Below are 18,614 nucleotides of genomic sequence, written 5' to 3' on the forward strand. Positions count from 1 at the left end.
CAGCAGCGCGGAAATTGAAGCGGGATATCGGATAAGAACGTCGCTCCCTAAACTCGAAATATCCAGTGGTTTCAGGTGGATAGCGTACCATAGCGTGCCCTATCGCGTTTTTCGGATGGGCAGCTTAAATTGCTCCGAAGGCAGAGGTCAAGTCCCAAATCTTAGCGTAATAGGCAACCCAAACCTCTGATATATAAATAAATTTATTCCTGTTCGCCGTGAGCCAATTTGGTCAAATTCATCCGCGTAAGCATACCGCATAGTATCATAGCGTACGAAGGATTGGAGCAGGGTAGCGCGGTCGCTAACCGATCAGTCGACTCTATCCTCATCGAATCCGTTGACCGATGCCCGTTCGACCGGCTAGGCACCGCCGCGAAGCACCCGTAGCTCAGCTGGATAGAGTGTCGCCCTCCGAAGGCGAAGGTCACAGGTTCGAATCCTGTCGGGTGCGCCATTCCTTTCTTTCGCTCGTTCGAGCCGACTTGGCGCCGCCGCGAAGGCGCGGGGTCTTGATGCGCGACCATCACGCACGGCTTTCGCGCGGCCGCCGCCGAAAGCACGTTGCCCGCTCCCATTTTTGCTGATGTCTCGGCTCGGAGGATCGCGTTACTCTTTCTCGCAAAATTCGGATGAGGAGGATGCGATGGATCTGGGTCTGGCCGGCAAGAAGGTGATCATCAACGGTGGGGCGCATGGGCTTGGGCTCGCGTCGCTCAAGATTTTTGCGGCCGAAGGCGCCGACGTCGCCTTTCTTTCGCGCGATGCCGACAAGGTGAAGGCGGCGGTCGCGGCGATCGATGCCGCGGGGCCGGGCAAGGTGCATGGCGAGCCATTCGACATGACCGGCAATCCCGACGGCTATCGCGACTGGCTGACCCGGGCATGCGATACGCTCGGTGGCTGCGACATCTTCATCCACACCGCGAGCTCGTCGGGGCAGGGCGCAACCGGCGATTGGCAACGCGGGCTCGATATGGACATCATGGGCGCGGTGCATGGGGTCGAGACGCTGACCGAGGCGCTCGCGGCGTCGGGATCGGGATCGATCATCTTCATGTCGTCGACCGCGGCGGTCGAGACCTTCATCGTTCCGCAGGCGTTCAATGCGCTGAAGGCCGCGCTGATCACCTATGGCTCCCAGCTCAGCCAGGCGCTCGCGCCGCGGGGCATCCGCGTCAACATCGTCTCGCCGGGCGCCATCTATTATCCCGGCGGCAATTGGGAGACGATCAAGGGAGCGGTGCCGGCGCTTTACGATGCGACGCTCGCGCAGATGCCGATGGGGCGCTTCGGCGAGCCCGAGGAGGTCGCGAAAGCGATCGTCTTCATGGCCTCACCCGCCTGCCCCTATATGACCGGCGCGCATCTCGTCGTCGATGGCGGCTTCACCAAGCGCGTCCAATTCTAGGCCGAGCGCGGTGAAGCTCTATCAGTCGCTCGGCCCCAATCCGCGCGTGGTGCTGATGTATCTCGCCGAGACCGGGCTGACGGTCGACCGGCAGTTCGTCGACATCATGGCGGCCGAGAACCGCCAGCCCGATTTTCGCGCCAAAAGCCCGCTGGGCCACACCCCCCTGCTCGAACTCGACGACGACCGCTGTATCGCCGAGAGCATCGCGATCTGCGAATATCTGGACGAGACGCGGGCCGCGCACGCGCTGCTCGGCGGGGCGGCCGAGGAGCGGGCGCAGACGCGGATGCTGGTGCGGATGATCGACCAGCTCGTCGTCGTGCCGATGACCGCGGGCTTTCGCGGCGCCGAGGGGCTGCCGATGTTCGAGAGCCGCCTGCTCTGCCTGCCCGATGCCGCCGCCGACCTGAAACGGCTCGCCGCCGACGGGCTGGCGCAGATCGACGGCATCGTCGGCGCGGGGCCGTGGGTGGCGGGTGCGCGCTTCAGCCTCGCCGACATATTGCTTTATTCCTTCGTCGAGTTTGGCGGCGCGGTCGGCCAGTCGCTCGACCCCGCGCTCGCCCATCTCGCCGCGTGGCGAGGCCGCGTCGATGCGCGACCCAGCGCTGCCGCCAGCGCCAACCCCCAGCAGGGCATCGGAGACAGCTGAATGACCGATACGACGATCGATCGCGACACGTTGCGCGATATCTATACCCGGACGATGCGCGTCGCGCGCGCCGACGAGAAATTCCGTTCGCTGCTGATGACGGGCAAGCTGGCGGTCATGTATTACACGGTGCGCGGGCAGGAACTGGTGTCGGCGGCGGCGATGGCCGCGCTCGAACCCGGGGATTATCTCGTCACCACCTATCGCGGCCAGCACGACCAGATCGCCAAGGGCGTGCCGCTGAACCCGCTGTTCGCCGAGATTGCGGGCAAGGCGGGCGGCACCTGCCGCGGCAAGGGCGGGTCGATGCACATCACCCATCCCGAAAGCGGGGTGATGGTGACCACCGGGATCGTTGGATCGGGGCTGCCGATCGCCAACGGCCTTGCGCTCGCGTCGCAGAACCGCGGCGACGGCAAGGTGACGATCGTCTGCTTCGGCGACGGCGCGACCAATATCGGCGCCTTTCACGAGGCGATGAATATGGCGCAGCTCTGGAAACTGCCCGTCATCTTCCTCTGCCAGAACAATCGCTATGGCGAGCACACCGCCTTTGCCGACCATACGAAGGTCGATTCGATCGTCACCCGCGCCGCCGCTTATGGGATGCAGGGGGTCAAGGTCGACGGCAACGACGCGATCGCGACCTACAAGGCGGCCAGGGCGGCGGCGGTCCGCGCGCGGGCGGGCGAGGGGCCGACGCTGATCGAGGCGATGTGCTACCGGATGATGGGGCATTTCTTCGGCGCCGACTTCTCCTACATGCCGCAGGAGCATCTCGCCGAAATGGCGGCCGAAGACCCGCTGCCGCGGCTGCGCCAGTTGATGCTCGACCACCAGTTCAGTGAGGCCGAGCTCGACGCTATCGTCGCCGACCTCGACGCGCAGATGGACACGGCGGCGGAGTTCGCCGCGAACAGTCCGCTGCCGGGGCCGGAGGAAATCCGCAAGGATGTCTTCGAAGAGGAGATTGCGGCATGAGCCAGATCACGATGACGCAGGCGCTGAACCGCGCCATCGACGAGGCGATGGCCGAGGATGAGGGCGTGATCCTGCTCGGCGAGGACGTCGGCGCGAAGCAGGGTGGCGGGGTGTTCAAAATCTCGTCCGGCCTCACCGAAAAATATGGCGAGCAGCGCATCCGCGCGACGCCGATTTCGGAGCAGGCGATCGTCGGCGCCTGCGTCGGCGCGGCGCTCGCGGGCTTTCGCCCGATTGCCGAGATCATGCTGATGAACTTCACCACCGTCGCGATGGACCAGATCGTCAATCACGCAGCGAAACTGCGCTTCATGTCGGGCGGGCAGACGAATGTGCCGCTGGTGATTCGCACGACGACCGGCGTCGGGGTCGGGTTCGGCGGCCAGCATTCGGACATGCTGGAGGCCTGGTTCGCGCATGTGCCGGGGCTGAAGATCGTCACCCCGTCGAACGCCGCCGATGCGCAGGGGCTGATGCGCGCGGCGATCGCGTGCAACGACCCGGTGATCTTCATCGAAAATATCCTTTGCTATGGCCTGAAGTCCGACGATCCGGGGCCGGGGCATGTCGTGCCGCTCGGCCAGGCGGCGGTGGCGCGCGAGGGGAGCGACTGCACGATCGTCACCTATGGCCGCACCGTGCTCGACGCGCTCGAGGTCGCGGGAAAGCTCGCCGACGAAGGGATTTCGGTCGAGGTCGTCGATCTCCGGACCATCGCCCCCTATGACGAAGCGACGGTCACGGCGTCCGTGGAAAAAACAGGCCGCGCGGTCGTGCTGCACGAGGCGGTCAAGCAATATGGCACCGGCGCCGAGATCGCCTCGCGCCTCAACGAAGCGCTGTTCGGCAAGCTGAAAGCCCCCGTGACGCGCATCGGCGGCGCTTTCTCGGCGGTGCCGATGGCGAATGCGCTCGAACAGGCCTGGATTCCGAACAAGGATGCGATCGCCGATGCGGTGCGCGCCGCCGTGAACTGGAAGGGCTGAGGCGATGGCGGAGGAATTGCGCATCCCGAAGATCGGCATGTCGGCGACCGAAATGACGCTGACCGAATGGATGGTCGGCGACGGCGAGCGGGTCGAGGTTGGCGACGTCATCTATACGGTCGAGACCGACAAGACGACGGTCGAGGTCGAGGCGCAGGTCGCGGGGACCATTCGCCCGACGGGGATGGAGGGCGCGGTCTATCCGGTCGGTGCGCTCGTCGGGACGATCGAATGACGCCGCTCGACGCCAGCAAGGCGATGTATGCCGAAGTCGCCAAGGGCAATTGGGACGCGGTTGCCGATTATATGGCGGATGATTTCGTCATCCACGAACCCGCCTCGCTTCCCTATGGCGGCGAATGGCGCGGGCGCGACGCGCTCCAGCGGCTCTACGCGCATGTCATGGGTTATTGGGACGATCCGGTCGTCGCGTGGCAGGAACTGGTCGGCGGCGAACAATACACCGTTGCGCTGCTTCACTTCACGGTGACGGCGCGCGCGTCGGGCAAGCGGTTCGACACGCATATCGCCGAGGTCACCCGTTTCGACGATGCCGGCAAGATGGCGTCGATGCGCATCCATTATTTCGACACTGCCGCCATGGTCGGCCAGTTGCAGGCATAAGGCGATGGCAGACGCGCCGCATGTCCTCGTCCTCGGCACCGGCGGTGCAGGGCTCACCGCCGCCATTTCGGCGCACGAAGCCGGAGCGAGGGTCTCGCTGTTCGAGAAGGGCGATCAGGTCGGCGGCACGACCGCCTGGTCGGGCGGGATGATCTGGATTCCGAACAATCATCACGAAGCTGAATTGGGCGTCGAGGACAGCCGCGCCAAGGCGCTGACCTATCTCATGTCGATGTCGCACGGGCTGATGCAGCAGCCTCTGGTCGAGGCGTTCCTCGACCATGGGCCGGACATGGTGGCGTTTCTGGAAGCGAATACGCCGGTGCAGTTCCGGCCGATCCCCGAGTTTCCCGATTATCATGCCGAATTTCCCGGCGGGATGCCGCACGGCGGGCGCTCGCTCGATTGCCCGCTCTATTCGTTTCACGAATTGGGCGCGTGGGCGGCGAAGGTGACCATGTCGCCCTATTATCCCTCGCCGCATTTCTCGATCTACGACACGCCGCTCGGGCAGGCGAAGCCCGCGCCGCTCGCGCCCGAAGAGCTGCAGCGCCGGATCGACGGCGACCTCCGCGGGAGCGGGCAGGCGCTCGTCGGGCGCTTGCTGCGCGCTTGCCTCGATCGCGGGATCGAGCCCAGGACCGGCCATCGCGCGGTGCGGCTGCTGATGAACGGGGATCGCGTCGCCGGCGCGGCCTTCGAGACGGTGGCCGGCGCGGTCGAGATCGCCGCCGACGCGGTGGTGCTCGCGACCGGCGGCTTCGAATGGGATGCCGATCTGCTCCGCGCCTTCATCCGCGGGCCGCTGACGCATCCGCTGAGCCCGAAGACCAACGCCGGCGACGGCCTCAGGATGGCGATGCGCGTCGGCGCGATGCTCGGCAATATGCGCGAGGCCTGGTGGATGCCCGTCGCCGAGGTGCCCGAAAGCGAGTGCTCTACCGGCAAGACGCTCGTCGCGGGGCAGCGCAGCCTGCCGCATTCGATCATGGTCAACCGCAAGGGGCGGCGCTTCACCAACGAGGCGGCGAATTACAACGCGATCGGCGCTGCGTTCCACGATCAGGACGTCAGCGCCTTCGACTATGCGAACCTGCCGTGCTGGCTGATCTTCGACCAGCGCTATATCGACCGCTTCGGCTTCGGGATGATCAGCGGCGAGCGCGGCGTCGCGCCGCCGCAATGGGCGATGCGCGCCGAGAGTCTGAGCGACCTTGCGGCGCGATTGGGTATCGATTCCCAGGCGCTGAAAGCAACGGTCGAGCGCTTCAACGCACATTGCGCGAGCGGGCGCGATCCCGATTTCGGGCGCGGCGACGCGGCGCACGACCAATGGTGGGGCGACCCCGACGGACGCGGCTCGACCGCCGCGACACTCGGCCCGATCGGCGAGCCGCCGTTCTTCGCGGTCGAGATCAAGAGCGGCGCGCTCGGTACCAAGGGCGGACCACAGACCGATGCGAAAGCGCGGGTGCTGAGCGTCGACGGGGTTCCGATCCCCGGCCTCTATGCCGCGGGCAACGTCATGGCATCGGCGATGGGCATGACCTACGGCGGGCCCGGCGGGACGATCGCGCCGGGGATGGTCTTCGGCTTCCTCGCGGGGCGCGATGCGGCCGCCTGCCCGGCGAAGCAGGTGGAGAACGCGGCATGAAGAAGGTCATCGTCCTCGGCGCCCCCGCCGATCAGGGGATTCCGCTGGTCGCCGCGTTGCAGGCGCTCGGGCTGGCCGTGACCGCCGGGGTGCGGCGGTCGGGCGCGATGGCGGCGACGCCGCATCCCGATGTCCCCGAAGTCGCCGCCGACCTGTTCGATGTCGAAAGCCTCACCACCGCGTTCAGCGGGCAGGACGCGCTCGCGATGCACCTGCCGTTCGAGTTCGACCGCGTCCGTGCCGCGACGATGGGCCGCAACATCGCCGCCGCGGCGCGCGCTGCGGGCCTGCGCAAGATCGTCTTCAACACGAGCTGCTTCGTCGCCGAGCGCGACCTCGATCTCTCGGCGCACGACGGGCGGCGCGACATCGAGCGGGCGATCCACGACAGCGGCGTGCCTTATGTCGTCATCGAGCCGATGGTGTTCATGGACAATATCATCCGCATCTGGTCGCGCCCGGCGATCGTGAACAGCGGGGTGTTCGCTTATCCGGCGGCCGAGACGCTGAAGATCAGCTGGGTCTGCCTTCAGGATGTTGCGGCCTATATGGTTTCGGCCTTGCTCCACGAAGATCTGGTGGCGGACCGGATCGCGGTCGGCGGACCCGAAGCGCTGGTCGGCGCCGAGGTCGCCGAGCGGCTGAGCGTCGCGGCCGGACGCCCGGTGCGTTTTCAGAGCCTGTCGCCCGACGAATTCGCCGCGCGGATGAGCGAGCTGGTGACGGGCTCGCGCGATGTGCGGCCGTTCAGCATCTATGACGGGATGGCGAAATTCTATCGCTGGTACAACGACCAGCCGGTGTCGCCGGTCGCGCTCGATGCGGTGCCCGCGGCGCGTCTGCTCGGCGTGACGCCGACGTCGTTCGCCGACTGGGCGAAGCGGCAGGATTGGTCGCTGGTAAAGGTTTCGGCTTAGCGTACCGAGCGTTAAATCCGCACCGTCTGAAGCCGTTCGTGTCGAGCGAAGTCGAGACACCCATCCGCCTTGCGCTTGTCCGATGGGTGTCTCGACTGCGCTCGACACGAACGGAACGGTAAGTTGGATACAAGGCTCGATCCATCAATTTGTCATTGTGAGCTTAGCGAAGCAGTTCAGGGCGGTTTACGGCAATTGCCCGCCCACATATTTCCCCAGCGTGCGGTGGAAATGCCGGATGCGGCTTTCCTGATAATGGCCGAGTTCGATCACGCCGTTCGGCGACGATTTCATCCCTTCCTGCACATAGGGCAGATTTTCCATATCCTGATCGAACACCCCGGCGAGCGCGGCGCCGATCAGATGGCTCGCGCTGGTGAAGGGCTGGTCGTCGGGGATCAGATGCATCGGCGTCGAGCGCGGCGCCTTCTCGCCCTTTGGCGTGCGCATCAGGATGCGGACCTCCATCAGGCAATGGTCGACGTCGCCCCACGGCCGCCAGCGATAGATGATGTTCGGCACCAGCCCGCCCCACGGCGCCCAGTTGGGAAAGACGTTGTAGGTGAAATTGTCGAGCATCTCGCTGTCGGTCGCGTCCGAATAATCATGCCCGTTCATCGCCGAAAAGGCGTCGCGGTTCGCCTGCGCGAGCAGCTTGCGCGCCAGCATCGGGTCGTCGGGATCGAAACCCTTGAGGTCGTGCGGCGAGCCTGTGCTGCGCCGCGCGCGGCTGTCGCCGGCGCCGATGAAATCCTCGAGCGACTTCAGGACATAGAATTGATCCTTGCCCTTGATGTGCGGCGACATCGCCCCCGCCGGGGTGATCGCGCGGTTGAGGAAATCGCCGTAGAGGTCGTAGCGGGTGTTGGCGTCGGCGGTGAAGCCCAGAATCTGCGGATGGGTGACGATGCTGTGCCACGCCTCCATGAAGGCCTCGGAGACCGCCTTCCAGTTGGCGGGGATGACGCGACCGATCCACGCGCCGGTGTGGCATTCGTCGAGCCGCCAATTGTCATAATGCTCTATCCCGGCGCCGACCCACTCGCGGAACGGCGGCAGGTCATGATTCTCGCTGACCAGGATGAACCCCTGCCAGTGGTCGACCTTCAATTCGGGCAGGCTCATGTCCTTGTCTTCGAGATGCTGGAAGTCCCACGCGCACGGTGCCTCCTTGAAGCGGCCATCGTGGTGCCAGGAAAAGCCGTGGAAGGGACAGCGCAGGTTAACCGCGGGGCCGCTCTCGGTGCGGAGCTTGCGCCCGCGATGGAGGCAGACGTTATAGAAGGCCTTCACCGACCCGTCCTTCTGGCGGACGAGCAGGATGCTCTTTTCGTTGATGTCATAGACGACCGTATCGCCGGGATCGGGCATATCCTCTTCGCGCGCGGCGAACTGCCAGACGTTCGGCCACATTTTTTCGCGTTCCAGCTTCGCCCAGTCCTCGCTGACATATCGCTCGATCGCGATCGGCGCGTCGCCGAGCTCCTGGTTCGATTCGATCAGCAGATAATCGGGCGCGCGCCGCGTGTCGGCCTTCAGCATGTCGGTGTAGCTGGTGCCGGGGCAGCGGTCGTCGCGGTTCTGGTCCTGGGGAGGTGAAAGGTCGTTCATCGATAGGCTCCGGAAAGGTCAGGCGATCTGGTCGAGCGGCATGGCGCAAGCCGCGGCGATCGAGCGGTGGACGCCGTGCAGCGCGGGCTCGTTCGCGCCGAGCACGACATGGAAATCGGCGGGTGCGGTCATCAGGTTGGCATAGCCGCTGCTCGCGACGCGATAATCCTCGGTCTGCACGACGGTCGCGGTCGCGTCATAGGCCATCTCGCACATCGCGCGATGCTCGTCGCTTTCGATGCCGAAGGGGGCATAGACCGCGAACTGGCAAAACATTTTCCCCGCGCCGTCGGGAAAGAGGCGAAAGACCTGAGTGAAATAGACGCCGGGGGTGACCGCCCCAAAGAAGATGACGGTGTTGGGGAAAAGATAATGGACTCCGCCATAATCGGTCTCGGGCCATTCGCTCTCTTCCTTGCCGACGAGCGCGCCGATCGACAGGTCGGGAAAGCTGACGCGGTGGTGGCGGCCGATCGGTTCATAGACGTTGCGGTCGCTGTAATGCGTGCCGCCGATCGTCGAGGCGTGGAGCATCTTGAAATGATAGCCCTCGCCATAGGTGTCGAGCGCGAATTTCCAGTTGGAATCGGCGGTGAGGATGCCCTTCTTGACCGGCTCGGCGCGGTGGAGTTCGAGCTGGGCGAGGACGGGGCCGAAATCGCCGAGATGCGCCGCGGCGTCGATCGGTTCGCCCTCGGGATCGGCGCGGACGAAGATCAGGCCGAGATGCTCGGCGCAGGGCAGTTCGATGAGGTTGCGGGCGCCGATCTCGCAGCCCGCGAACCCTTCCTTGCCCGGCTGGCCGACGAGCGTGCCGGCGGGGTCGAAGGTCCAGGCATGGAACGGGCAGACGATGCGCGGCCGCGCGCCGCGCCACGGCTCGCGCTCCTCGACCAGCTTCGCGCCGCGGTGCGTGCACATGTTGAGGAAGGCGCGCGCGACGCCGTCCTTGCCGCGCGTGACGAGGATCGACGGACCGACCGCGTCGAAGACGAGGCAATCGCCGGCTTCGGGAATGTCGCCCGACAGCCCCGCGACGATCGGCTCGCCGCGAAAGATATGCGCCATTTCGGCGGCGTGGCGCGCTTCGCCGGTATAGACCGACTTGTGCAGCGGCAACGGCGCGGCCGCGCGGTCGGTGCGGTTTTCGGCGACGATGGCGACCAGCTTGCGCAGCCCCGCGCGCGCGTTGCGTTTGCGGACGGCGAACCAGTCCTGGGGTGCGATCTTCGGATCGGACTCGGCCATGGCATCCCTCACAATTTGCCCAGTATGATTCCGGGTCTCGAACAGCTTATCGCACAAAGCCCGGCGCTTGTGCGCTATCGCTTTTGAGGGGAGAGACCGATGGCCGGACCCGAAACGCTCGCATCGCTCGGCGACATCATGCAACTCGCCTATGTGCCGTCGGATTTCGACGCGGCGGTGAAGCATTGGACCGAAGTCATGGGTGCGGGACCCTTCTTCCTGCTGCCGAACATGTCGCTTCCCGGCGGCCGCTATCGCGGCGCGCCGAGTGATCCCGTCTTCACCATGGCGCTCGGCTATTGGGGCGACATGCAGATCGAACTGATCCGGCCGGAGAATGACGCGCCGTCGATCTATCGCGGCGACTATGCGGTGGGCGAGGGGCTGCACCATGTGTGCGTGCTGGTCGATTCGATCGCCGAAGCACGGGCGCGCTGCGCGAAGTTGGGGGCGGAGATTATCTTCGAGGCGCCGGTGGGCGATGCGGGCGGGGTGATCTATGCCGATCCCGGCACCGGGCCGGGGACACTGGTCGAGCTGCTCGAACCGCAGGCGGGCACGCGCGAATTGTTCGCGATGATGCGCGACGCGGCCAAGGGCTGGGACGGGCGCGAACCGCTAAGATCGCTGGGGTAGGTTCGTCATTGCGAGGAGCCGAAGGCGACGCGGCAATCTCCAGCCATCATTCGAGCGCTGCCGCCGGCTGGAGATTGCTTCGCTACGCTCGCAATGACGGGCCCTAGCTGTTCGCTCCCAGATACCCCAATTGCCCGGCCTTGAAGATCGTCTGCGCACGGTTGACCGAGTTCAGCTTCTCGCCCGCACGGTGGACGTGATAGCGCACCGTCGCGTGGCTCAGCGAGATGATCATGCCGATCTCGCGGTCGGTCTTGCCGATCGCCGCCCAGCGCAGGCATTCGACCTCGCGCTTCGACAATTCACAGTCGGAGGGGATGCGGCGCTTGGTCCGCATCGCCGAGGCATAGCCCGCGATGAAGCGCCGCGTCGCCGCGCCGAGGATATGGCCGATTTCCGCGAACATGTCGCTTAGGTCGACGATATCGGGGCTCGTCGGATGATAGCTGTTCGCCGAAATCTGGCCGAAGGGCAGGTGGACCGGCACGACGATCGCCGCCTTGTAGCGTGCGTTCGCGGCGAAATAGCGCGAAAGGTCGATATCATCGAGATAGGGGTTGGGATTGGCGGTGCGAAAGCCATCGCCATTGCACCAGAAAGGCTCGCTTTCGTAGCGGCACGAACGCGGCAAGGGCGAATGGAGCGCGAGCCGGTGATCCTCCCACCAGCGCTCGCCGTCGCCGAGCCAGCCGAACAGGTCGGCGGCGAGGACTGCGCCGTCGGCATCGACCATCGTTTCCTTGGACGCGATGTCATCGCAGAGCGCGGCGCGAAGGCCGTGCGACGCCGCGAAATCGCGCAGGAGCACCGCCGCGTCATGGATATCCTCCACGCAGCGGACCGTGACCGCTTCGACAAGCGCCCTGACCCTCATCGGAGGGGGGCGCCCGTCGTCCGGCAACCGGGCTGCTTCGGCTCCCATGGCCGGAACTATTTCACACTGACCGGCAAGTCGCAATGCATGTGTCATAGGCGTAGCACCGTCTTGGCTATGATGTTTTTCTGAACTTCGCTCGATCCGCCGAACACGGTCCAGGCGCGGCTGTTGAGGTAGCGCGCGGCGGCGATCTGCGCGTCGGCGTCGCCGATCGCGGGCGGCGCTTCATTGCCGTAGAGCGGGCGCGCCGTCGGCAGTTGCAGCCCGTCATAGCCGTGCAGATCCATCGCCAGCCCGTCGATCCGCTGATGAAGCTCGGACGACAGCAGCTTGACGAGCGAGGTCTGCGGCCCCGCCGGGCGCCCTTTCGCGATGTCGGCGAGGATGCGGAGTTCGGTGGTCTCGAGCGCCTCGGCCTCGAGCCGCAGCCGAGCGATCCGCGTCGCAACCTGGATATCGCCGGCGAGCGCGCCGTTGTGCCCGCTCGGTGCGATACCCGCCAGCGCCTCCAGGTGGTCGATCGCGCGGATCAGCCGCGGCGCGTGGAACGACCCGCCGCGCTCGTTCTCCAGCAGGAATTTGGCGATCGTCCAGCCCTGGCCTTCGTCGCCGATGCGGTTGGCGACCGGGGTGCGCGCGCCGTCGAGGAAGACCTGGTTGACCTCATGATCGCCCGCCATGGTGATGATCGGGGTGACGGTGACGCCGGGCTGGTCCATGGGGATCAGCAGGAAGCTGATCCCCGCCTGCTTGCGCACGTCGGGGTCGGTGCGGACAAGGCAGAAGATCCAGTTCGCATGATGCGCGTGGGTCGTCCAGATCTTCGACCCGTCGACGACATAGTCGCCCCCCTCGCGCCGCGCACGGGTGCGCAGCGAAGCGAGGTCGGAGCCACTCTGCGGTTCGGAATAGCCCTGGCACCAATAATCGGTCCCGGCGCGGATCGCGGGAAGGAAGCGGTCCTTCTGCTCCTGCGTTCCGAAGGCGCAGATAACCGGGCCGACGAGGCGCAGGCCGAGCACCGACAGCGCCGGCGCGCCCGCGATCGCGCATTCCTTTTCGAAGATATAGCGCTGCATCGGCGTCCAGCCGGTGCCGCCGCAATCCTCGGGCCAATGATAGGCGACCCAGCCCTTGTCGTGGAGGATGCGGTGCCAGACTAGGCCGATGTCGGGCTCGACGAACACGCCGGGCGTGCGCCGCGCGCCTTCGCGGACATGGTCGGGCAGCGAGGTGCGGAGGAAGTCGCGGACCTCCTCGCGAAATTCCAGTTCGGCCTTGGTAAGATCGAGATCCATGCGTTCGACTAGCGTTCGAGGATCGCCACCGCCGACAGGCCGGGCGCTCCATAGACATGACTATAGCCCACTTTCGGGCCGTTCGGCACCTGCCGCTCGCCGCCGCGGCCACGCAGTTGCACCATATTCTCATAGACCTGCCGCAGGCCCGAGGCGCCGATCGGCTCGCCGCAGGCCAGGCAGCCGCCGTCGGTGTTGATGGGCATCCGGCCTTTGATTTCGCTCCATCCTTCGGCGAGCCAGTGCTCCTGCTCGCCGTCGGCGCAAAAGCCGTTTTCGGCCATGTGCATGATCTCGGCGCCGCTTTCGGTATCCTGCAATTGCGCGACCGAAACATCCTCGGGACCGATTCCCGCCATCTCGAAAGCGGCGCGGCTGGCGATTTCGGTCGGCTTGCCGCCGCCACCGACCCGGATCGACGGTGCGAAGACCTCGAACGACCCCTCGGGGCGCGTGCGAAAGGCGATGCTTGCGATGCGCACCGCGTCGGCGCCGAGTTCGCGGACCTTCTTCGCGCTGGCGAGGATCAGCGCGACCGCGCCCTCAGCGGGCGAGCAGAACATATATTTGGTCAGCGGATCGTTGACGACCGGCGCGTTCAGGATCGTGTCGAGATCGACCGGCGAGCGCCGCCAGGCATGGTCGCAGAGCGTGCCGTTGCGAAACGCCTTTTCGGCGACGAGGCCGAGCGTCCGCCGGCTGATGCCGTGGAGCGCCATATAGCGCTGAATCTTGAGCGCGAAGAATTGTGTCGTCAGCATCATCCCCGTCTCGCCATACCAGTCGGGCAGGCCATATTCGGCGGGTTTGGCGTTGAAGGCGCCGCGCGGATGCTTGTCGAAACCGACCGCGAGCGCGATGTCGCAGGCGCCCGAGGCAACCGCGTTGCGCGCGGCGGCGAGCGCGCTGCCGCCGGTCGCGCAGCCGTTCGCGACATTGATGAAGGGGACGCTCGTGAGGCCGAGTTCGTTGACCATGATGTCGGCCGATCCCGCCGCCGCCGAGCCGCCATAGGCATATTCGACGTCGCCCCATTCGATCCCGGCGTCCTTCAGCGCCGCGCGCACCGCGAACACGCCCTGGTCGCGCCCCGAGCGGCCGTCGGTGCGGCCGAAGGGGTGGATACCGGCGCCGATGATATGGACGTCGTCGTTCATGGCTGGCGCTCCGGACGAAAGGCATAGGTTGACCGCGCGTCGTCGAAGGGGACGACGGCGAATGTCATCGCCATGCCGATGACGAGATCGGCCGGGGCGGCATCGACGAGGCGCGTCTCGACGATCACTTCGCCGGGCAGTTCGACATAGCCGATCAGGAAGGGCTGAAAGGGCTGCGGGCCGCTATAGGGTTCCTTGGGTTCGAAGCCCTGTGTCGTCCACGACCAGAGCGTGCCCCGGCGCGACAGCAGGGCCGGCTCGGCGCGCGCGGCGGCATCGCCGTCGGGCATGGGAAAGACGATCTCGCCATCGGCGCGGCGGCCGCCGATCAGCCGCGGTTCGGCTTCGTCGGTCCACAGGCCCGGTGCGATCGGGACGCGCGCGCTCATGCCGCCCTCGCATAAGCGTTCAGGCAATGCGCCTGATCGCCGAACAGCCTGTCGAGCAGCATGACGCGCTTCAGCGCATGGCCGATCGCGAGCTCGTCGGTCTGGCCCATACCGCCGTGCATCTGCACCGCCTCCAGCCCGATTCGCGTCGCGGCTTCGCCGACATAGGCCTTGGCGCCCGCGGCGATCCGCGGCCATTTCGCATCGTCGGTCGCGGGGTCGAGCATCGCGGTGCGCAGCACCATCGAACGCGCCTGCTCGAGCGCGGCATAGCATTCGACGAGCCGGTGCTGGAGCGCCTGGAAGCTGCCGATCGCGGCGCCGAACTGCTGGCGCTCGCCGACATAGGCGAGCGTCTCGTCGAACATCGCCTGCGCGAGGCCGAGCATCTCGGCCGCAGCGAGCAGGCGGACGTCGCCGATCACGCGGTCGAATCCGGGCGCGGGCAGATCGGACAATTCGGCAGGAACGCGGTGCAGATCGATCGTCGCGGCGCGCGACCCGTCGATCACCGGATAATCCTGCCGTACGACGCCGGGGGCATCCGCCGCGACCCGTGCCAGCCGGTTTTCAGCCGCCGTGACCAGCAGCGTGTCGGCGAGCGGCGCGCCGAGGACGAAGGTCTTCGCGCCCACGAGGCGGTCGCCTTCGATTCTGGTCGCGGTGGCTTCGGTCTTGTAGCGGCGCCCGGGTTCGGCGAAGGCCACCGCCGCGAAGCGCGCGCCCGCCAGCAGGTCCCCGACCAGCGCGCCGTCGCCCGCCGCCGCCGCGAGCCGGATCGGCAGCACGCCATTCTCGAGCCAGGGATCGATCGCGAGCCCCTTGCCCAGCGCTTCGGCGACGAGCCCGAGATCGACCATCGTCCCGCCGATGCCGCCCATCGCCGCCGGTGCGGCGAGCGCCAGCAGGCCGAGGTCGGCGACCTCGCGCCAGCGCGCGCGGGGATAGCCACCGTCGGCCTGTCGCATCGCGTGCCGCGCCGCGATATCGACCGGGCCGAGGAAGCGGCCGATCGTGTCGCGGGTCAGCCGCTGGTCGTCGTCGAGGTCGAAATTCATGCGCGCCGCCGGAAGGTGATCGGCAGGGTGGCGAGGCCGCGCAGCAGCATGTTCGGCGGCCAGCTCGGCGTGTGGCCGTCGGCGAGGCGGAAATCGGTCAGGCGCGTCAGCAGCTCGGAATAGGCGACCGCCATTTCCTTGCGGCTCAGCATATTGCCGATGCACATATGGATGCCCTTGCCGAAGGCGAGGTGGCTGCGCGCATTGGCGCGTTCGATGTCGAAACGGTCGGGGTCGGGATATCTGGCGGGATCGCGGTTCGCCGCGGCATAGCGCAGCTGCACCATCGCGCCCTTGGGGATCGCGACGCCGCCGAGCTGGGTATCCGTCAGCACCCGGCGCCACATCCCCGCGGTCGGGCTTTCGATGCGCAGCACCTCTTCGACGAGGTTGAGGATCGTGCGCTCGTCGCCCGCGTCGGCGGCTGCGACCGCCTTGGCCATCTGGTCGGGATTTTCGATGAGCTGCAACAGCCCGCCCGCGAGCGCCGAGGTGGTCGTCTCGTTCCCCGCGACCATCAGCTGCTGCATGATCGACAATATTTCGGCGTCTTCGAGCGGGCGCTCGCCATCGACCTCGGCATGGACGAGGTCGGAGAGCAGGTCGTCGGTGCGGCGTGCGCGCCGCTCGTCGATCTTCGCCTTCACATGGTGCTGGAATTCGACGACCTCGCGCGCGCATTCGAGTTCGCGTTCCTTGGGGATCATCCGCCCGAGCCGGTCGACGAACGCGTCGGACCAGCGTTTCACGCGGTCGAGGTCGTTTTCCATGCCGATCTGGCCCGCGATCATCGCGACGGGCAGAGGGATGCCGAAATCGCGGACGAAATCGCCTTCGCCCTTTTCCGCCATCGCGTCGATCAGGCCGACGACGACGCGGCGCATGTCCTCCTCGATCGCGGCGACGCGCTTCATCGAGAAGGCGAGGTTGACGAGCTTGCGGAAGCGCGTGTGGACCGGCGGGTCGGCGGTGAGCAGCGTATCGACCTGCGGCCAGCCTTCGGCGAGGATCGCGGCGACATCGCCGTCCTCGGCCATCGCGCCCGACAGCGTAGCCTGGAAATCGTTCGAGAAGATATCGACCGCGCCCGTCGCCTGCACGCAAAGATCATAGGAGAGGACAAGGAACATGCCCTCCGACAATGGGACGACGGGACTCTTGGGCAGCCAGGCGCGATAATAGTCGAACGGATCCGCGATGACCTGCGGGTCGAAAAAACTGCCTGCGGCGATGTCGTTCACGCGCCTCTTCCCTCGTTCTTCTCTTTATGCGTCCGACTATATGCAGCGGCTCGGGCCGCGCGATGCACATTTTCGTTAGGCCGCCGCGACATGGCCGAGTGCATTGGCGATCAGGCGGCGGAGGTTGGGATCGGCATAGGCGGCGGGACCGTCGCCGGGCTGGATATAGACGAGGCGGCCCTTGCCGACCGGCCTTTCCCACGCGATCAGGTCGCTTTCGGGGCGGTGATCCCAGCCGCTGTTGCTGAACATCCGCCCGGCGACCGCCTGTGCCGCCGAATAGAAATTGTCGCGGACGAAACCATGGTCGGCGCGGAGCAGCGGCGTCACCGCGCCCCACACCGGCGCGAGATAAAGCTCGTCGCGGAGCGGAAAGCGCGGCGGCAGGCCCGCTGTCACCGGATGGCCGGGATCGAGCACGACGGCGTCGTAGCGCACGTCGTGGCGATAGCCCGAATCGAGATGCCGCTCACCATTCGCCTCACCCGGCGCATAGAGGAAGCGCCCGCCGATCATCGCCGCCCATTCGGGCCATGCGGCCCAGCCCGCGATTGCGTGATGCATTGCGACCGCGCTGCGCCCCCGCGCGAAATGGTCGGCGATCGCGCGGCGATAGGGGAAGGAAGGCGGCCGCGTCACGGCCTTGCCGCCCTCGAAGCTGTAGCCGGGCATATCATAGAACAGGATCGCGTCGGCGTCGTCCGCCGCACCTGCGCCGACCGCCGCCTCGGCCTCGGGATGGATCAGATGCGTGACCGCCCAGCCGTCCAGGCTCGCGAGCAGAGCGGCGAAGGGTTCGGCCTCATAGGGATGACCGCCCGACAGGACGAGAAGGCGATGCGCGGCGCTCATGCGATCTTCAGGATCATCTTGCCCTGATTGCTCCCCGCGAACAGCCGCATGAAGGCGTCGAAGCTGTTCTCGATCCCTTCGTCGACATGCTCGTCGGCGATGAGCCTGCCCTGCTGGAGCCACGCCGCCATTTCGGCGCCGCCCTCGGCGAAGCGGTCGATATAGTCGGCGACGAGCAGCCCGCGCATCGCGGCGCGGTGGACGATGAGCTGCCAGATGTTGCGCGCGCCGACCTTGTCGGGGCTGTTATATTCGCTGATTAGCCCGCAGAGCCCGATGCGCGCGCCGTGGCGCAGGTTCATCAGCCCGGCGTCGAGAATGTCGCCGCCGACATTTTCGAAGATGACGTCGATGCCGTCGGGCGCCTCGGCGCGGATCGCGTCGGTTATGGCGTGGACGTCCTTGCCGCGATAGTCGATCGCGGCGTCGAAGCCGTAGCGGTCGACCAGTCGCGCGCATTTTTCGCCGCCGCCCGCGATGCCGATGACCTTGCCCGCCCCCTTGATCTTCGCGATCTGGCCGACGAGCGAGCCGACCGCTCCCGCCGCGCCGGTGACGAGCACGACGTCGCCCGGCTTCGGTTCGCACACTTCGATCAGGCCGAAATAGGCGGTCATCCCGACCGCGCCGAGCACCGAGAGATAGTTGGTCACCGACGGCACGAGCCCCGCATCGATCGGCTGGGTGAAGCCGCCCGCGACGCCGACCGAATAGTCCTCGATCGCGTTCAGTCCGAGCACCCATTGGCCGGGCGCGAAGCCTTCGGCCTTACTCGCTTCGACCACGCCCACCGTCGTCGCGCGCACCGGATCGCCGAGCGGGATCGGCGGCATATAACTCGGCGCATCGTCCATCCAGCCGCGGATCGCGGGGTCGAGCGAGGCATAATGGTTGCGGATCAGGAACTGCCCCTCGACGAGGTCGGGGGCGGGTTCGGTGACGAGCGAGAAATCCTCCCGCACCGGTTCGCCGTTCGGACGGCGGACGAGCAGGAAGCGGCGATTGTCGGGCATGGGGGC

The 18,614-nt window shown here is 66.4% G+C and carries 19 protein-coding genes and 1 tRNA gene; 10 read left to right on the forward strand and 10 right to left on the reverse strand.

The window, feature by feature from the left end:
- Window positions 1-380 precede the first annotated feature (380 nt).
- The 9 genes from VHO04_RS12780 (at window position 381) to VHO04_RS12820 (ending at window position 7,228) form a co-directional block, all read left to right on the forward strand.
- Window positions 381-457: transfer RNA gene (locus VHO04_RS12780), tRNA-Arg, on the forward strand.
- Window positions 458-646: 189 nt separating this feature from the next.
- The gene (locus tag VHO04_RS12785; protein WP_329628642.1) at window positions 647-1,411 is read left to right on the forward strand and encodes an SDR family NAD(P)-dependent oxidoreductase; all 765 of its coding nucleotides are present in this window, start codon (window positions 647-649) and stop codon (window positions 1,409-1,411) included.
- Window positions 1,380-2,066 carry a glutathione S-transferase family protein gene (locus VHO04_RS12790; protein WP_329628643.1) on the forward strand — a complete coding sequence of 229 codons (687 nt, stop codon included), beginning with the start codon at window positions 1,380-1,382 and terminating at the stop codon, window positions 2,064-2,066. Before VHO04_RS12785 ends, VHO04_RS12790 begins: the two co-directional genes overlap by 32 nt.
- Window positions 2,067-3,047: a thiamine pyrophosphate-dependent dehydrogenase E1 component subunit alpha gene (locus VHO04_RS12795; protein WP_329628644.1), complete on the forward strand. Its 981-nt coding sequence runs from the start codon at window positions 2,067-2,069 to the stop codon at window positions 3,045-3,047.
- Entirely contained in the window at window positions 3,044-4,033 is a 990-nt protein-coding gene (locus VHO04_RS12800) for an alpha-ketoacid dehydrogenase subunit beta (RefSeq protein WP_329628645.1), read from the forward strand. Before VHO04_RS12795 ends, VHO04_RS12800 begins: the two co-directional genes overlap by 4 nt.
- 4 nt (window positions 4,034-4,037) lie before the next feature.
- The gene (locus tag VHO04_RS12805; RefSeq protein ID WP_329628646.1) at window positions 4,038-4,268 is read left to right on the forward strand and encodes a biotin/lipoyl-containing protein; all 231 of its coding nucleotides are present in this window, start codon (window positions 4,038-4,040) and stop codon (window positions 4,266-4,268) included.
- The gene (locus VHO04_RS12810) at window positions 4,265-4,657 is read left to right on the forward strand and encodes a nuclear transport factor 2 family protein (RefSeq protein WP_329628647.1); all 393 of its coding nucleotides are present in this window, start codon (window positions 4,265-4,267) and stop codon (window positions 4,655-4,657) included. Before VHO04_RS12805 ends, VHO04_RS12810 begins: the two co-directional genes overlap by 4 nt.
- 4 nt (window positions 4,658-4,661) lie before the next feature.
- Window positions 4,662-6,311, forward strand: coding sequence for an FAD-dependent oxidoreductase (locus tag VHO04_RS12815; RefSeq protein WP_329628648.1), 1,650 nt, complete (start codon window positions 4,662-4,664; stop codon window positions 6,309-6,311).
- Window positions 6,308-7,228: an SDR family oxidoreductase gene (locus VHO04_RS12820; RefSeq protein WP_329628649.1), complete on the forward strand. Its 921-nt coding sequence runs from the start codon at window positions 6,308-6,310 to the stop codon at window positions 7,226-7,228. Before VHO04_RS12815 ends, VHO04_RS12820 begins: the two co-directional genes overlap by 4 nt.
- 186 nt (window positions 7,229-7,414) lie before the next feature.
- Here the strand turns inward: VHO04_RS12820 and VHO04_RS12825 are convergent, their stop codons facing one another.
- Complete coding sequence (locus tag VHO04_RS12825; protein ID WP_329628650.1) at window positions 7,415-8,839, reverse strand: aromatic ring-hydroxylating dioxygenase subunit alpha; 1,425 nt, start codon at window positions 8,837-8,839, stop codon at window positions 7,415-7,417.
- Window positions 8,840-8,857: 18 nt separating this feature from the next.
- Window positions 8,858-10,087 carry an aromatic ring-hydroxylating dioxygenase subunit alpha gene (locus tag VHO04_RS12830; protein WP_329628651.1) on the reverse strand — a complete coding sequence of 410 codons (1,230 nt, stop codon included), beginning with the start codon at window positions 10,085-10,087 and terminating at the stop codon, window positions 8,858-8,860.
- 99 nt (window positions 10,088-10,186) lie between these two features.
- Here VHO04_RS12830 and VHO04_RS12835 point away from each other — a divergent pair, with 99 nt between their 5' ends.
- Window positions 10,187-10,723 carry a VOC family protein gene (locus VHO04_RS12835; RefSeq protein ID WP_329628652.1) on the forward strand — a complete coding sequence of 179 codons (537 nt, stop codon included), beginning with the start codon at window positions 10,187-10,189 and terminating at the stop codon, window positions 10,721-10,723.
- A 103-nt stretch (window positions 10,724-10,826) separates the two neighbouring features.
- Here VHO04_RS12835 and VHO04_RS12840 read toward each other — a convergent pair whose 3' ends face one another.
- From VHO04_RS12840 to VHO04_RS12875, 8 genes are all read right to left on the reverse strand, one after another.
- A complete protein-coding gene (locus tag VHO04_RS12840) occupies window positions 10,827-11,597 on the reverse strand; it encodes a helix-turn-helix transcriptional regulator (protein ID WP_329628653.1) in 771 nt (256 codons plus the stop codon).
- Window positions 11,598-11,689: 92 nt separating this feature from the next.
- Window positions 11,690-12,898, reverse strand: coding sequence for an acyl-CoA dehydrogenase family protein (locus tag VHO04_RS12845; protein WP_329628654.1), 1,209 nt, complete (start codon window positions 12,896-12,898; stop codon window positions 11,690-11,692).
- A gap of 8 nt (window positions 12,899-12,906) precedes the next feature.
- The gene (locus VHO04_RS12850; RefSeq protein WP_329628655.1) at window positions 12,907-14,055 is read right to left on the reverse strand and encodes a thiolase family protein; all 1,149 of its coding nucleotides are present in this window, start codon (window positions 14,053-14,055) and stop codon (window positions 12,907-12,909) included.
- Complete coding sequence (locus VHO04_RS12855) at window positions 14,052-14,444, reverse strand: OB-fold domain-containing protein (RefSeq protein WP_329628656.1); 393 nt, start codon at window positions 14,442-14,444, stop codon at window positions 14,052-14,054. Before VHO04_RS12855 ends, VHO04_RS12850 begins: the two co-directional genes overlap by 4 nt.
- On the reverse strand, window positions 14,441-15,502 hold the full coding sequence (locus VHO04_RS12860; RefSeq protein ID WP_329628657.1) for an acyl-CoA dehydrogenase: 1,062 nt from the start codon (window positions 15,500-15,502) through the stop codon (window positions 14,441-14,443). The genes VHO04_RS12855 and VHO04_RS12860 overlap by 4 nt, the downstream gene beginning before the upstream one ends.
- The gene (locus tag VHO04_RS12865) at window positions 15,499-16,743 is read right to left on the reverse strand and encodes a cytochrome P450 (RefSeq protein WP_329628658.1); all 1,245 of its coding nucleotides are present in this window, start codon (window positions 16,741-16,743) and stop codon (window positions 15,499-15,501) included. Before VHO04_RS12865 ends, VHO04_RS12860 begins: the two co-directional genes overlap by 4 nt.
- Before the next feature lie 75 nt (window positions 16,744-16,818).
- A complete protein-coding gene (locus tag VHO04_RS12870) occupies window positions 16,819-17,595 on the reverse strand; it encodes a ThuA domain-containing protein (RefSeq protein WP_329628659.1) in 777 nt (258 codons plus the stop codon).
- Window positions 17,592-18,608 carry an NADP-dependent oxidoreductase gene (locus tag VHO04_RS12875; protein ID WP_329628660.1) on the reverse strand — a complete coding sequence of 339 codons (1,017 nt, stop codon included), beginning with the start codon at window positions 18,606-18,608 and terminating at the stop codon, window positions 17,592-17,594. Before VHO04_RS12875 ends, VHO04_RS12870 begins: the two co-directional genes overlap by 4 nt.
- Window positions 18,609-18,614 lie beyond the last annotated feature (6 nt).

The sequence above is a fragment of the Sphingopyxis sp. genome (assembly GCF_036261875.1).
Taxonomy (GTDB): Bacteria; Pseudomonadota; Alphaproteobacteria; order Sphingomonadales; family Sphingomonadaceae; genus Sphingopyxis.